The organism is Saccharicrinis aurantiacus, assembly GCF_001660705.2.
Taxonomy (GTDB): domain Bacteria; phylum Bacteroidota; class Bacteroidia; order Bacteroidales; family Marinilabiliaceae; genus Saccharicrinis; species Saccharicrinis aurantiacus.
Map to the genome: position 1 here is coordinate 144,898 of NZ_LYBV02000035.1, position 16,441 is coordinate 161,338.

Consider the following 16,441-nt stretch of genomic DNA (forward strand, 5'->3'; position numbering starts at 1 on the left):
ACAGTGTGGTACTTTTTTTAGGTGGAAGAGGAGGAAAGGATTTTAGGTTTTAGCTACTATGATAATTGGCAGTATTAAAACCGTTTAGATAATTTAATAACCTGCAGTGATTTACAGCTTCCCTTGAGATTCTTTAGTTTCTCAGAATGATGGGCAGCATTTAGGCTTATAAATGATCAATTACATTATGCTACTTCCCCCTTGCCAAAGTGGGATTATATTAAGACTTATTCAAAATTAAGGTGAAAGATAGGGGGATTGATTTTTTTTGATGTAAGTATTAAGGCACTAGTGCTTTACAACTCTAAATAATCCCCTTTTACTATGGGTGATTGGTTATTTCAGGCTTAAACTTTTATCTTGATACTTGATACTTGATACTTGATACTTGATACTATTTAAAAAACTCTAACTTCCATAAGTTACTATCTCTAATCTAAAATAATATCTTTGCTGCATGACTACTAAGAAGAAAATCCTCATTTTTATAGATTGGTTTTTGCCGGCTTATAAGGCAGGAGGACCTATAAGGTCGGTAGCCAATATGGCTGAGTATTTAGATAAGGATTACCAATTTTATATATATACAGGTAATAAGGATCATGACGGCACAGAGCTAACAGTTGCCAATAACCAGTGGGTCGAACACAATGCACACACTAAGGTGTATTATAGCTCAAGTCCTTCTTTTTTTGAGGTGGGTAGTACCATCAAAAGTATTCAGCCCAATAGCATTTACATAAACAGTATGTTTTCTTTGGCATTTACGATTTATCCTTTAAAATGGAATTTGTTTTTGGGAAATAAGCAGCAACGTAGGGTAATTGTGGCACCTAGGGGTATGCTTCAGGCAGGAGCGCTACAGTTGAAGGCCACCAAAAAGAGATTGTTTTTAGGATTAATGAAAACAAGTCTTCTTAAAGCTAAAAATATATATTGGCAGGCTACAGATAAGCAGGAGCTAGAGGACATTCAACTTAATATTCCACATACCTCAAATATAATAGAGGTGGGCAATATACCGTCATTGGTTGCAGAAGAGTCGGCAAAGAAAAGTCCAAGCGATACTATTCGTTTTACCACCATTTCTTTGGTGGCCGAAAAGAAGAATCATATTTATTTTATTGATTTATTGCAGCGTGTTAAAGCGAATAAAACCATTATATACGATATCTATGGACCTATAAAGGATGCCGACTATTGGCAACAATGTAAGGAGGAGATTAAAAAAGTAGCACCTAATGTTACAGTTAATTATAAAGGCAGTATAGAGCCACATAAGGTAGCAGAGACCCTAAAACAATACCATTATTTTGTATTACCAACCTTGGGGGAGAACTTTGGTCATGCCATATTTGAGGCGCTTGCCAATGGCCTTCCTGTACTTATATCGGATAAAACGCCTTGGTTAAATTTAGAAGAGAAGCATGCAGGTTGGAGTATTCCTTTAACAGATAAGGATGAGTGGGAGAGAGTTGTGCAAAATATAATTAATGATAAAGCAGATTACCAGGACTTGAGCCAAGGAGCAAAGGCTTTGGCTGCAGAATATGTGAGTGAGCAGAATTTTAAAGTAGGGTATGGGGAGCTGTTTAGTTAGGATGCTTTTTTTATAGGTACATATTTAGGCCTATGACCAATTATACCGAAAAACTACTACTTGGCAACTTTTATCATATTTATAATAGGGGGATTAATAGTTGTAAGCTATTTGGCACACAATCCAATTATGTTTATTCAAATGCAATTGGTGGTGTCAAACTAGACGTGAGGAAAAAAGATTTAATTGCAGCTACTTTGATACTTAAAGAAGGTGGTTATATCCAGGATTCGAAAGAAGTACGCCAAAGAAAGGTTGAAATAATTGAATTAAAAGATAATACTGATATATCAACTTGCCCATTTTGTGAATCAGATAATGTTTACAAGAAAAAAGAGATTAATCCCTTAATGATATTGCTATATTTTCTGATGGGAGCATTTTTTCCAATTTTAAGCGTAATTATACTTGTTATGACTGTGAAAAAGAATGGAAATATCTGAAGAAAAAATAACGATGTTCAACAAATTGGAATAAATAATAAGGGTCGGTTTGATTTTGTAAAGCCTTATGGCGAAATAAGTTCCGTCAAACCTTTTTATTCCATTTGGGGAATAAAAAGTAACAAATACAATAAAAAGCTTTGACTCCATTGGATTTTTTAAAGGATTGGTTCATTAAATCGCTATATGCTTCATCTAGCCAACTGCTAGCGCTAAATTACTGCAATAAGAAAATGAGTAATTCATAAGCTATAAAAAGATGATTATATTTGCTCAATGGCAGATAAGTTAGATAAACAAGTGTTTAATATCCAGTTGAGTAATCTTAAAACTAAGATTCATTCGGCTAGAACTATGGTAGCATAAAGTGTTAATCTTCAACTCATCGAACTCTATTGGGAAATAGGCAAATATATTACTGAACGTCAAATCAACTTTTCTTGGGGAAGCAATCTCATTGAACAAACTACTATAGAACTAAAGTCTGAATTTCCAGATATTAAAGGCTCTTCAAGAAGAAACTTATATGCAATAAGACAATGGAATAAGTTCTATTCACTAACAGATGCAATACCTGATGATTTTAAAAATCAGTTACCTAGTATTGAAGACCTAGAAAAAAATTAACTACAAATGATTAAAAACTAGTGCCAATAAAATATATAGTTTATAGGGCAGTCACTGGCATTTGAAGTTTCATTTCGTATCTATACCTCGCCAGAACTATTGATCCGGCTATTTAAGTTTGATAATCTTGTTGGGTTAGAAATCGGCCAGTATTCTTACGGTTCTCCATTGCACCCAAGCTTAATTCAACTCACCAACTAACTACAAATCAGTATTATTTTAAAAATTGTATAAAAAAGGACTTGATTAGTAGTTATTATCTTTTTAAAGCGATTTAGCTTTGTATCAAAATACTTATTAAAATATGACTGATTTTGTACAACTTCCAGAACCTCAAAAAGAATTGGCATTTCCATTGATGAAAGCAATAGAAAAACGGCGTACAAAACGAAAGTGGAAAGAGGATTCATTATCTCTACAGGATATTTCTAATATTTTATGGGTCGCTTGTGGTAAAACCATGGAAGAAACAAAAAAAAGTAAAAGTCGGAGAACAGTACCATCCGGCAGAAATTCACAAACTATAAAAGTATATGCTGCAATGGATACAGGACTTTTCCTTTACGATGAGAATTTGCATGGATTAGTTTTGATTAAGACTGATGATGTAAGAGAGAATTTAACCAATCAGAAAATGATGAAAAATATGCCATTTGGTTTAGTATATGTTTCTGACTTTTCTCGGCTAAAGGGATATGTAGGTACAGATGATAATCGTAAATTATTTGTTGCGGGTACAGAAACTGGATTTATAAGTCAGAATGTATATTTATATTGTGCATCAGCAGGATTAAATACCGCTGTAATTGGATTAGTAAACCGAGAAAAATTGCATGAAACTATGGGGCTTGCTGATTATGAAAAGATTGTTTATACGCAAGCTATCGGAAAAGCGCTAGATGATTGATCATAGAGCTGATAATAAAGCATGAGGGTTTTGGTGTTTATTAGGAAGTATTGTTAACTTAAAGAATTAAGTTTATAACCAAATCAAATTATTGGTATGTGGTGTTTTGGAGGTTTGGTTTTTCAAATCAGCCTACATCCTTTATCCAAGCTGTTGGCAATAATTAAACTAAAACCATAACTTATATAAAATGAAAACTATGCTGAAATTTACAATTCTTTTCACGTCTATTGTATTTTGCTTCTCGTGTGGTTATAATAAGAACATTGTCTTTAAGGACTCTTTTAAGGATAATAGAAACAATTGGGATCTAAAAAACAATTACGATGACTTCTCGGTCAATATTTCAGATGGAAATTTGAATATTGAAAAACATACAAAAAATAGTGTAAATAATGGTTGTTTGTGGCTGAACAAAGAAATAGATGGCTTTTCAACAGATAAAGATTTCTCTATTGTTTTTTCTGCAAAAATTATGAATTATGACAGCATATCTAATCGTATCGACTTTCAATGGGGAACGATCAATGAACCAATGGTAAAATCAAGACTTTATCAAATTAAGTTTAGTATTTATGGAGACATTTATTTAGATTATTTAGAAAATGGATGGGAGCGTTTATCAAGGAAGCAATTAAAATCAGATATTAAATCCAATCTAAAAATAAATGGAGTGGAATATTCAGATCAACCTTATCCAGTTATTTCAAATATTTATAATAAATACGAAATCTCTCAAGTGGGGGATTCATGCCTAATCTCTATTAATGACATTATAGTTTATTCTGAAAAAATTAATGTAGTACATGGAAACTACATAGGAATTCAACAATGCCTAAAGTCTTCTTGGAAAATTGATTATATAGAAATTAAACAAGAAAACTAATTGTTGCAATAATAAATAAAGCCCCGCTCAACGAAGCAACCAAATAATCTAAATCGTTCGGCATATGGTTCTGGCTACGTCGCATAATGTATAAGGCTTTTAGCCTGTAAACAAGAAAGCCGCATTTTGAAAGTGCGGCTTTTGTTGTGTCTTAAACCTCTGCGGAGCAAAGTACTTGCTTTGTTGTTATTAGCCACTTGCCTATATATTTAATGCTTCAATCCAATGCGAGTGGTATCACAAATCCGGGGTGGGATGGAGGATTATATTTGTCGAAAACTGGATTAACGAATAAGAAGTTTTCCTGTTACAGTCGTTTGTTCCTGAGTAATTTTATAAATGTATAAGCCATGTGGTAAATGGCTAATATCAATGGGCTTGCCTGCTGTGTATTGGCTGTTTATTATAGCTTGGCCTGTGTAATTATACAAGTTTAAATGTAATGATGCACTTTTGTTAGGACAATGGATGGTGATGTAATGACTAGCCGGATTAGGAGAAACTTTAATCAACTCATCATACGCGAAAGGCACGCTAGTAGTATGTTCGATAGCGGAATAATAATAGATATCTTCTCGATATTTTACGAGGTCATCTTCATGCTTGTTATAAGCATAGAGTTGGTTGGTTGTTAATTGATGGTGAAATGCGCTCGGTACGGTGTTTCTGTTTTTATATGGTAACAGCAAGTTATTGGCAGGCACCTCGAAATTATGCGCATAGGATTGTTCCTTAACTTCATCATAACCTTTATTGTCGTGATCCTCATAAACAACTGTCATGCCCGCAAGCATCTTGTTAACATTGTAATTGTAGGAGGTCGAATTCATTTTAACCCAATTGGTATTGGATTTACTAAAACATATGATCTGTCTAAGTAAATTATCTGTTCTGTCGTATAGATAATTGTACAAGAACTGAGGATTCCAGTTTTGAGTTTGCTTGTTCCAATATGATACGCCTACACTTTCTCGTTGACCATCTTTATAGAGGTAAAATTTCTTTTGCGTACGTTCCCAGTAGATTTCGGGTGCCATCCTTATTAATCGAACTTCTTCTTTAACTTGACCTGATTCGTAATAGTCAATACGAACTCTTTGCCTTGCTTCCCAAGTGTTTGAGCTAGGTTCCCAAATCAGTATTTCTTTTAATAAAAGTTCGCTATTGTATGAGTAGGTATATTTCTTCTCGTTATTCCAACCATCAGAATCCTTCCATTTGTAGTGTGTGTCCGTTACTAAAATACCTGAGCTTGTATAGGATGATACCTTCTTATCTACATTTTTCCAATTCTGCTTGGCTTCATCCCACTCATAATTGCTTGTTTCAGTTTCATTGCCATTAGTATCGTATAAGTAGGTTTGTTTGGTGTAGGGCTTATCCCAAGCAGAAGAAGCTTCGTTAAAAACATACTGAACTACAGCATCAAGCTTAAAGCCATTGCTAATAAAGTCTTGCGTGTTTGTTGTATGCAGCAGCTCTGTAGGTTTTGAATAAATCAGTGTTTGCCCATTAGAAGGGTAAGTGAGTAATACGCCAATAGTTAGTATTAGAAGTTGTTTCATCATGACAATTAGTTTTAAATTGAAAATTCAAAACAACTTATTATCGTTAGTATAAAAGTTATCTGCAGATAATAATTGATTGAATTGACAACTTTTAACCTTGCCTTTTTAAGCGCTTACTTTTTTCTTTGCTGTATTGTTGCGGCGTCATGTTTAAATAGCTGGCAATGTATTTATCAGGTGTATTTGCTAGTAAGTAATCAGAGCGTTGGATGATCTCATGAAATAGTTGAAGCCTTTTTTCGGCACTTCGGTATTGAAGCATCAACATTCTGTTTTCACGATCCAGCAAAATGTGCTCATGTACTTTATAAAGTAGGTAGCAAATAGCTGCATCACTTTTAACCAGTTCATCAATATCTTGTTTTCTGATGGATAGCACTTCCACATCCGTAAGTGCTTCATGAACTTCCAGAGAAGGGGATGATTCTATGTAGCTCTTTAGGCTGTTGAAGCCTAATCTGGCTGGGGTGATATTGATGGTTATGATGGCATCCTCATCATACATAAATTGGTGCACAACACCTTTGGTAACGATATTGGCATAACATTCAATATCGCCTTCTTTGGTTATTACCTCACCTTTTTTGAAGATGCGTTTTATAAACGATTGGCTTATGGTATGAATTAGTTCATCACTAACGCTTGTGGAACTTGAAAAGAAATCTTTTAAAATACAAAGGTCATCTGACGTAATAAGTTTGGTCATTTTAAAACAACATTAATGTTGTACAAAAATAATTCAATAGGTGTTGAAAAACAACAAAGGTGCAGTATGAATATTCTTTACTGAACGACATTGAGTGCGAACTTTCAGCTCGTGCTTCTATAAAGCACATAAGTCTATGCAGTATCTAAAACACATGAGTTTTGTGCTATCTTAGCAAAAAAAAATACATAATAACCTAGTACCGCAGTGTAAGAAAGAAGCTAAGTAAATTAGGTTATTGAAGTTGAAAAAAACTTTATTCACGAGCTAAAAGCTCGCGCTAGCATGGGGGAATAAATCATTAAATGAGTATAAGAACAAATCTATAAATAATGAGAAGTTAATTAATCAAATATTGCTTCAATTAAAAAAAGAGAATAATTAAACTATAAAAATATGAATCATGCTTAAATATATAATAATTGCATTGACTGCAACGTGTTTAATAAGTGCCTTCTTTTTTGTTTACAAATGGTATGTTTTGTATGCAAAGTATAAGGGCATAAGTTTTGGAGATATCTTTGTAAAGGGATATTACAGACCAAAATATATAGATGCAAAGGAGTCTAACTTTAATGAATCACAAGCTAAAGCTCTGAATGTTTGGATATATCTTATTTTTACAGTTATGGGGATAGGATTTGTGTTAGCGATGATTTTTAAAGCAGTTAGTTAAAGCTTTGAATGAATATTAATAGAAGAGCCTGGCATTGTCCAGGCTTTCTTTATAAAGCTAATTGTTTAATTTTTCCTTTCGTAATAAAAGCGTCAATAAGCGTTTTAATTACACTTTTATCTTTCTCGTCCATCTTCTCAATAGCCTTAACTGGTTAAGTAGCTCTTTGTCTGTTAAGGAGTTTTCCCCCCAAGCTAGCGCGAGTTTGTAACTCGTGCTTCTATAAAGCACATAAGTCTTGCAGTATCTAAAACATATGAGTTTTGTCTATCTTAGCAAAAAATAATATACATAATAACCAAGTATAGCAGTGTAGCAAAGATGCTAAGGAGTTTAGGTTGTTAGATTTAAAAAACTGTAGTCACGAGCTAAAAGCTCGCGCTAGCCTGGGATATTTCATATGGCAATTTAGCATTTGATGATTATTCAACACTCAAAGGTATCTATATAAAAGAATCTTTTCATTCTAACAAGGTGTTAAATGGTATTGCTTTAGAGCAGGTATCAGACGAATTAAAGGGGTTAGGAATTAATACTTATTTAGAAGAGATACACGGCTATACTCATATGTTCAAAAACCAAGGGTTATATTATGGTCATAACCTCCCGCTTGACGGAGTTAAGTTTTATCAATCACAATTATCTATATTTAATGTTTCATTTCCCAGTTATCCAAATAAGTTTAACTGGATTTATAAAATTCCTCGCAGATGGTAAAAGTATTTTTTGTTTTATTATTCCTTTGGGCTAATTGTGTACAATTAGCAAAGGCACAAGAAGAATATATTATCACATATATTGAAGAAGCACCTTCCTTTTCAGGAGATTTAAAGAAGTTTATTCAAAATAGTATTGTCTACCCTCCTTCGGCAAAGCTTGATTCTACTCAGGGAAATGTTTTTGTAACATTTTGGGTTGATACTTTAGGGTATACACAAGAACATAAAATAGCTAAAGGAATCCGAACTGATTTAAATAAAGAAGCCTTAAGAGTATCCAGACTAATTAAGTTTGAGAAGCCGGCAATGCAAAGAGGTAAACCTGTAAAAATACAATACACAATACCTGTTAATTTTTATTTGAATGGAATCCCTGATAGCTTAAAAGTTAAAGAATGTAGGGAATAGAATAGAGAGCCTTGGGAAGCTTCCCCTGCTCACCGTAGCGACTAAACAATGTAAATCGTTCGGCGTATGCCTCTGGCTATGTCGCTACACATAAGGCTTCTAGCCTGTAAACAACAAAGCCGCATTTTAAAAGTGCGGCTTTTGTTTTAAACTCTCTCACAAGCCTTGTTAGTAGTAAAAAAACATAGGAGAAGCACCTCGCAACACCTGCAACATACTTTTGAATGTAGGTTTTGTACTTCGCAATACTTGCGAGGTCCATTTTGTATGTTCTTAAGTTACTCGCAACACTTGTTAAATGATTTTCTAAGGTTCAAAAGTAGCTAGCAACACCTGCAACATACTTTTGAATGTAGGTTTTGTACTTCGCAATACTTGCGAGGTCCATTTTGAACGTTCTTAAGTTACTCGCAACACTTGCGAAATGACTTCTTAACGTTAAAAAGTAGCTTGCAACACCTGCAAGGTGTCTATTAAACATTGGCTTTGGTACTTGCAAGGCTTGCGAGCTACTTAGGCAACGTTCTTACAGGTGGTTTCAAGCATTTCGAAGTGCTTGTGCTTTTAAGAACAATATACTAGCCATATAAGTTACCTACCTATGCCACAAACATTGAGTAACATTAACAAGCTGCAAACTCTCTCGTCTAGCTCGTGTTTGCGACTGTTTGGTATTTTTAATTAGAAGCACGAAGTACCAAATGCGGCCAACGGGCTTTTTGTATACCTTTTGCGCCTTTAGATTCCTTCGTTCCTTGGAATGACGAGGCACTTAAAAGTGATAAATTGTAAGTTATAAGTGATAAACGATATTGCGTCCTTGCGACGAAGGAAGCAATCTCAAGGCGTGCTGCAAATCATCTTGATACCCCTGTTGGCACCCCGCTGCCTCAAGATTACATCTTGTGGTTTGTAGTGGTGGCATGAAATAGTTTGAGTGCTTTACTTTGCGCCTTTAGATTCCTTCGTTCCTCAGAATGACGAGGCGCAAAAAGTACATCATTGCTATACGGTATTGCGTCCTTGGGACGAAGGAAGCAATCTCAAGGCGAGCTGTAAATCATTAGTAACAATAAAAGCTTTCCATTTATCCACCTCCATCAAGGTTTTTATCCACCCTATAGAGTTTCAGTTTGTCAGCTATTTAAATTACCTCCTACATCTAGCACAATATCATCTCTTCGTAGTACGGTTCTTTTTACATATTGCATCATCATAAATAAAAATAAAAAACCGGCTACAGTATGGAATTATTCAACACTGTCCGCTATAATATTTACGAAATGGTTAATAAGAATCAACTAAAGCAAAAGGCATTTTTGCTAGTGGCAATGGCGCTTTTACAACTCTCAAGCTTGAGTGCGCAGTTTCAAAAGAAACTCAATACAGAACGTGTAGAATCTGATCATATCTTAACATGGGAACAGGTGGGCCCTGGTAATGCCGGATATGCCAATTTATTGCGTTTTCATCCAACCATACCTGGTAAAATTGTTCAGGTGCCTGATATGTGGAATGCCTACCAATCGGACGATTATGGCAAAAATTGGTATAGTATTAAAGATTACGATGGAGATGGATCTTTTTACCACTTGCGCGATATTTATTATTCGCCAAAGAACCCCGATTTTGGTTTAGCCATTGGTACCTCAGAGTTGTTCCAAACCACCAACGGCGGCAAAAATTGGAGTGTAGTACCCAATTGCCCGTGGTATAAAAAGGATGTTGATGGTACTGATAAAGATGCCTGGCGTAAAAAAGTAGGTTCATTGGCTATTGATCCTAATAACCCAAATGTATGGTTTGTTGGCGGAGGTCAGAATGTGCGCGGACAAATGTGGATGTCGATATACAAACATGTAACTGCCGAAAATCCGCATGGAAGAAAAGAACTAAACGAAGGAAAACTGTGGCGTACTGCTGATGGAGGTAAAAGCTGGCAGTTGGTGAACAATGGTATCCACCAAAAAGCGCAAGTAGGCCGAATTATTGTAAATCCGAATAACTCAAAAGAAATATTTGCAGCATCAAACTTTGGTATGTATCGCTCAAGCAACGGTGGTAAAAGCTGGAAGCAGGTAGGTAAAAACCAATTTGATAATAACATTATTATGGATATGGATGCCTATTATAACAAGCAAACAGGCAAGTTCACAATATATGCTATTGATCAAACGCAATATTTTGCCGATGGTAAAACTACCAAGTGTACCGGAGGTATTTTCAAGTCAGATGATGCCGGAAAATCATGGGTAAATATAACTGGCAATTTGGGTTTAGATATCAATAGATTAACAGGAGGCGTGCCCGCTAATTATTACCAATACATTGCGCATTGGTTCGGAATTAAAAAACAAGAAGCTAAAACAAAATATCCTGAGTTACCCAAAGCTGCACTTCAAAATTTTAACATGATAAGTGCCGATCCAAGCAGAGAAGGTGCAGTATATATAGGATTCACCGATCCGCAAACCAAGCAATCTATCACTCCTGGTCGACTATGGGTAACTACCAACGATGGCGAAAAGTGGATTAGTACAGCGCGTTTGTACGAAGAAACATGGGAAAAAGACAAGGCCTATTGGGAAGAGCGTGGTAATCCTTGGCATACCAATATGAAAGTGGGTCATCAGTCTCCGCATATGCGCTTTAAAAAGGATTATCCTTTACGATCGATGCGTGCACTAGATGTGGGTGTTGATGGAGCCGTTATGATTGTATCAGATCATAGTTCGATGTTGAGTAAAGATCACGGAAAAACATGGCAGCAGATGGATGAGGTTTACACGCCTTCAGGTGCCATTGTGGGTAACGGAAATAGTAACCTACCAGGTTTAGTAATTGCTCAGGATAAAAGAAAAGAAACCACTTTATTAGGTTCAGGAGAACATTACGTTTGGATTCCGTCTGACGATAGTCCTAATGATCGAATTGCTGCGCGATATATTGAAAGCAGTCAGCCAACAGTTAGTAATATTGTTTACAACCCTTACAATGTTGATGAGGTTTATAATACTTCAAACCGCCAGGAAGACAAGCAGTATATGTTTAAAAGTAGCGATAGGGGAGAGCATTGGGCAAAGCATGGAACCGCTACACCGGCAACTAATAAATGGTTAGATGATTATTATACAAACGGCTTGGCCATCGATCCTATTAATCCAGAGTATATGTATTTTGGGATCACCAAAATTGTAAAGGAACCCAACGGCAAAAAAGGCGGATTCTTTCGTTCCGAAGATGGTGGCAAAACCTTTACGCAAAGCAATAAGGGCTTACCATCGCCAGCTCGTATTAATGATGTGCAGTTCGACCCGCGCGATAATAGCATGAAATCATTGTTTATAGCTGCCGAAAAGAATATACACAGTTATCACCTTCCATTATCCGAAGGAGGATTGTATCATTCAACAAATAGAGGCGAAAGCTGGAAGAAAGTAAAAACACCATCCGCCGTTGAGGGGGTTCAGTTTGTAAAATTTGACCATACCAACCGTATGTACATTACCACAGGATACCGAGGCGGAGGTGCTGGCGTGTGGTATTCTGACGATTTTGGTAAAAACTGGACGCAAATATTTGAGCATGCACCTACTGAGTGTATCGATATTTGCCCCTTCGATAATAATTTAATTGCCATAACAACACGGTTTATGTCGAAAAATCCAGGACTTTACATTAGTCGAGATAGAGGCCAAACTTGGGTGAAAGCCAATAAAGGTTTAGGCACACCGCATCAAATTGAAGATGTGAAATTCGATATTTTTGAACCTGGTAAAATGTGGTTGGCCACTTTAGGTTGCGGTTTTTATAGAGGAGAAATTGAAGGTGGCGATCAAATTAAGGTTGTAGATATGAGTACCGATGTTGTTGAGTTAAACAAAGGAGATCAATTGCAATTAAAAGCCTCTATTATTCAAGATAAATTTAAGGGTGAAAAGCTAGTATGGAAATCAGAAAATACTGCTGTAGCCAAGGTGAATAAAAAAGGAGAAGTAACTGCTGTGTCAAACGGATTGGTAAAAATATGGGCCACAACTAAAGATGGCAGATATGCTGATTATGCAATGGTTACCGTTAAACGAAACTAAGCCTTTATGATTAAATTACAATAGCGTTTTAAATAATTTAAATATCAAGCATAGTCTATGAAAAATTTATCTATTCTAGTTGTTCTAATGCTGTTACTTACAGTATCGTGTACAACTAAAAAAACAAGTATTACAAAGCCCAATATCATCTACATTATGTCTGATGATCATTGCGCCCAAGCCATTGGTGCTTATAAAATGCGCCTGGCAGAATTAAACCCAACACCAACCATTGATCGCATTGCAAAGGAGGGGATACTGTTTCAAAATGCCTTTTGCACAAATGCCATTTGCACGCCATCGCGGGCAAGCATTTTAACCGGGCAGTACAGTCAAACCAATGGTGTAATGGATTTGAGCGGAAGAATAGGAGCCGATAAGCAATATCTGCCTAAAGAACTAAAAAAGTTAGGCTACGAAACTGCTATGGTTGGAAAATGGCACCTTAAGGAAGCCCCCGAAGCATTTGATTATTACAACGTACTTCCGGGTCAGGGCGATTACCATAACCCTACCTTATATGCCCGCACAGGCAATTCGCTTTCTACAATTCGTTTCGAAGAAGATTTGGTGCGTGATGTATATGCTACAAAATACGAAGGGCACTCATCTGATGTAATAACCAATTTATCTATAGATTGGTTAAAGAATAAGCGTGATAAATCAAAACCGTTTTTCTTGATGCATCATTTTAAAGCGCCTCACGATTTTTTTGAATATGCCGATCGTTACAATAATTATCTAGAGGATACTTTTATTCCCGAACCCGAAAGTATGTGGGATAATAAAAATAATGGATCGCTTGCTACCAGAGGAATTAACGATTGTTGGATAGATACCATTGGTTCATCAATAGGGCATCGAAATGTGATTAGAAACATGGGTATGCACATGGAAATTGACCCAACTATTCCCGATCCCGAGTATAAACACTTAGCATATCAAGAGTATTTAAAACGTTATTTACGATGTGTAAAGGGTGTTGATGATAATGTAAGTCGCTTATTTCAGTATTTAGAGGAAAATGATTTAATGGATAATACCATTATTATTTATACCGGCGATCAAGGTTTTATGTTGGGTGAGCACGATTATATTGACAAACGATGGATGTACGAAGAATCAATGCGAATGCCATTTTTGGTGCGCTATCCCGAAAAAATTAAAGCCGGAACCAGCACCGATGCCATCATTAATAATGTTGATTTTGCACCAACTATTATCGATTTAGCCGGAGGTAAAACACCAGAGTATATGCAAGGCGATAGCTTTAAGCAGATATTGTTCTCAGGCAAAGAACCCGAAGCTTGGAAGCAGGCCACCTATTATAGATATTGGATGCACATGGCCCACAAGCACAACAACCCAGCTCACTTCGGAATTAGAACCAAGCAATACAAACTGATTTTCTTTTATGGGCGAGATTATAAAGCGCGTAATACCGCTGCACAAAAGTGGGCACATAACCCCGAATCAATGTCCGATTTTGAAACCATCCCAGCATGGGAGTTTTACGATTTAGCAAACGATCCGCATGAGATGAATAACCTTTATGGCAATGAAACCTTTAAGGATGTTATTGCCGATCTTAAAATTCAATTAAAAGATATGCGTGCATCCATAAACGAGGAAGATGGCAATTACCCCGCCATACAACAAATTATTGACGCACATTGGAATGATTAAACTCTAATTGTCCGTATAAAAACAGGCCCCAAATCCGATAACAGATTTGGGGCTTTTTTTTAGGATTACATATGCTTTTAATTAACTAGCAAGCCCAAAATTCAAGACTTATATCTTAAACCAATAAAGATAATTTTTAAAATTAGGGCGTTCCCCTGGGTTTGTTAAAACAACTCTGAAAGCATAAATTTACTCGGGTCGTGCTTTTCGTTCATACTCCTCGCTGCGCTGTGGGGTATCCACTACAATCACTAACGCACACCACAATACCAATACTATTGTTCCAGCTGACTGGTATTTTAAATCAAACACACCTTCAATTGGCTAAATAATTAGATTCCTGCAATAAAGTGTTCCAAATTATCCTCTCGGCTTAAGCCTAATTTTTTACGTATTCTATGCCTCGAAATATGTGTGCTATTGAGCGAAATATTCAGCAAGCGCGACATCTCCTTGCTCGAGAAGTTTAGTTTTATTAATGCGCAATGCTTTAATTCAGTAGGACTCAATTTGGGGAACTGAGCGGTTAAATTATCATAGAACTCGTTGTGTACTTCCACAAAACGTTTGTTAAACTCCTCCCAAAGGTCATCCTCGGTTTTTACCTGTTTTAGTAAGGTGCGTTTTTCAGCACTGTCTTTCACCTTGTCTTTTATAAAATCAATCAGTGTATTAATATGCGTTTCCTTGTCAATCAACTGAAGGGTGTATGAGGTAATTTCTTTGTCTTTAAACTCTTTTATGGCATCAGCCCTTTCTCTTTCAACAGCTGCTTTTAGTTCGCCTTGCTCTTTTTGGTGGGCATGCTTTTTCTTTTGGTAACTGCTCTTAATAATTAGTATTAAAATAAACGCCAGCAGAATAACTATTAGTAACGAAAACTGAAGCTTCGTATTAGATTGCTTCTCTTTTTCAAGCATGGTATTCTGAGTTTTCAAAGCTTCGTTCTGAACTCGTATCTTTTCATTGTATCCATTCTTGAGTTGAAATAGTTTACCCGAAGCACTGTTCTTTATATTAAATAAACTATCGGCCTCGGCTTTGCCTGCTTTTAAATATTTATAGGCCAGTTTAGCCTGGTTGGTTTGTATATAAGCCAACGATAGGTTTTCGAGAATATATATGCGGTGATCATTGTGCGTTTTAAATTTCTCAATTTTAGACAGAGCCTTTAAGTAATATTGTATGGCTTTTGTAGGTTCATTTTTTGCCAATGATAAATCGCCTAGGTATTTATTAATAATGGCTAAAAAGTTATTGTCGTTATTTTCAAAGTGGTTATATGCTTTTAACAACAGTTTTTCAGCTTCCTTTATGCGTCCCATTTTTAATAAAACAGAACCACGCTCAACCATTAAGAAATAATTGTTTCTGCTAGCTGAGGCTTGTTTGCGTATCATCTCACACGAGTCGAGATATTGCATTGCAACCTCTAGTTTATTATGGTCTCTTTTTCTTAATCCGTACGAATAATAGGTGCTAGATAGGTTTCTATAATCTTTACTTTGCTTACACAGTTCAATGGATTTTTCATAAAGTTCGTTCGACTCTTTAGGCTGGTTAAAAATGGAATACATTAAGCCTAACTCGTTGTTAACCTTAATAAGCAGACTTGTATCCTTAAACTGTTCGGCTAAATAAAGGGCCTCCCATAAAATATCAAACGATTGGTAATATTGGCTCTTGTTTTTTAGTAAATCTGCATTTAAATGCATGCACTTTAATAAGCCACTTGTATCGTTAATACTCACAAAAGCCTTTTGCGCCGTAGTTACTAATTTAAGGCTCGAATCGGGATTTTCGTTTAGCATCTCAAATGCCCCCGAGTATAATTCGTTGGCTATTTTGTTCAAGTCTTCCTTTTGGCAAAAGCTCGAAATATTAAAATAAAAAATGAGGCTAAAAATAAGTATACTTCTGTGCATGCGTAACTATAAATAAATATATAAAGCAAGTTTAATTAATTATTAAGATAATTAAAGCCTAAGTCCTAAGATTTATTTAATAACTGTTTAAAGGAGGAGGTGCGTATTTGTTTGGCCAATAGTGTGTAAAGTGTATTTGTAAAGTGTTTGAAAGAGAAAAATAATTATTGTAAAAATATTGCTAAGCTATTATGCTTGG

The 16,441-nt window shown here is 35.8% G+C and carries 11 protein-coding genes and 1 pseudogene; 9 read left to right on the forward strand and 3 right to left on the reverse strand.

The window, feature by feature from the left end:
- Positions 1-457 precede the first annotated feature (457 nt).
- The 5 genes and pseudogenes from A8B35_RS18530 to A8B35_RS18550 all read left to right on the forward strand — a co-directional run bounded on the left by A8B35_RS18530 (position 458) and on the right by A8B35_RS18550 (position 4,463).
- Positions 458-1,600: a glycosyltransferase family 4 protein gene (locus tag A8B35_RS18530; protein WP_075603688.1), complete on the forward strand. Its 1,143-nt coding sequence runs from the start codon at positions 458-460 to the stop codon at positions 1,598-1,600.
- Positions 1,601-1,632: 32 nt separating this feature from the next.
- The gene (locus A8B35_RS18535; protein WP_075603689.1) at positions 1,633-2,043 is read left to right on the forward strand and encodes a hypothetical protein; all 411 of its coding nucleotides are present in this window, start codon (positions 1,633-1,635) and stop codon (positions 2,041-2,043) included.
- A 378-nt stretch (positions 2,044-2,421) separates the two neighbouring features.
- A pseudogene (locus A8B35_RS23925) lies at positions 2,422-2,670 on the forward strand (DUF1016 N-terminal domain-containing protein); the annotation flags it as partial.
- Positions 2,671-2,974: 304 nt separating this feature from the next.
- Positions 2,975-3,577, forward strand: a complete 603-nt coding sequence (locus A8B35_RS18545) for a SagB/ThcOx family dehydrogenase (RefSeq protein ID WP_075603690.1) — start codon at positions 2,975-2,977, stop codon at positions 3,575-3,577.
- A 199-nt stretch (positions 3,578-3,776) separates the two neighbouring features.
- A complete protein-coding gene (locus tag A8B35_RS18550; protein WP_139314936.1) occupies positions 3,777-4,463 on the forward strand; it encodes a hypothetical protein in 687 nt (228 codons plus the stop codon).
- A gap of 284 nt (positions 4,464-4,747) precedes the next feature.
- Here the strand turns inward: A8B35_RS18550 and A8B35_RS18555 are convergent, their stop codons facing one another.
- Positions 4,748-6,031, reverse strand: a complete 1,284-nt coding sequence (locus A8B35_RS18555) for a T9SS type A sorting domain-containing protein (protein ID WP_075603692.1) — start codon at positions 6,029-6,031, stop codon at positions 4,748-4,750.
- Between the two features lie 91 nt (positions 6,032-6,122).
- On the reverse strand, positions 6,123-6,737 hold the full coding sequence (locus A8B35_RS18560) for a Crp/Fnr family transcriptional regulator (protein ID WP_075603693.1): 615 nt from the start codon (positions 6,735-6,737) through the stop codon (positions 6,123-6,125).
- A 403-nt stretch (positions 6,738-7,140) separates the two neighbouring features.
- On the opposite strand from A8B35_RS18560, the gene A8B35_RS18565 reads away from it, so the two are divergent.
- The 4 genes from A8B35_RS18565 to A8B35_RS18590 all read left to right on the forward strand — a co-directional run bounded on the left by A8B35_RS18565 (position 7,141) and on the right by A8B35_RS18590 (position 14,317).
- Positions 7,141-7,413, forward strand: a complete 273-nt coding sequence (locus A8B35_RS18565) for a hypothetical protein (RefSeq protein WP_075603694.1) — start codon at positions 7,141-7,143, stop codon at positions 7,411-7,413.
- 710 nt (positions 7,414-8,123) lie between these two features.
- Positions 8,124-8,540 (forward strand): energy transducer TonB, encoded by a 417-nt coding sequence (locus A8B35_RS18575; RefSeq protein WP_075603696.1) that lies wholly within the window; start codon positions 8,124-8,126, stop codon positions 8,538-8,540.
- 1,244 nt (positions 8,541-9,784) lie between these two features.
- Complete coding sequence (locus A8B35_RS18585; RefSeq protein ID WP_075603698.1) at positions 9,785-12,631, forward strand: Ig-like domain-containing protein; 2,847 nt, start codon at positions 9,785-9,787, stop codon at positions 12,629-12,631.
- Positions 12,632-12,688: 57 nt separating this feature from the next.
- On the forward strand, positions 12,689-14,317 hold the full coding sequence (locus A8B35_RS18590; RefSeq protein WP_075603699.1) for a sulfatase family protein: 1,629 nt from the start codon (positions 12,689-12,691) through the stop codon (positions 14,315-14,317).
- Positions 14,318-14,649: 332 nt separating this feature from the next.
- Here A8B35_RS18590 and A8B35_RS18595 read toward each other — a convergent pair whose 3' ends face one another.
- Positions 14,650-16,170: a tetratricopeptide repeat protein gene (locus A8B35_RS18595; protein ID WP_139314937.1), complete on the reverse strand. Its 1,521-nt coding sequence runs from the start codon at positions 16,168-16,170 to the stop codon at positions 14,650-14,652.
- Positions 16,171-16,441 lie beyond the last annotated feature (271 nt).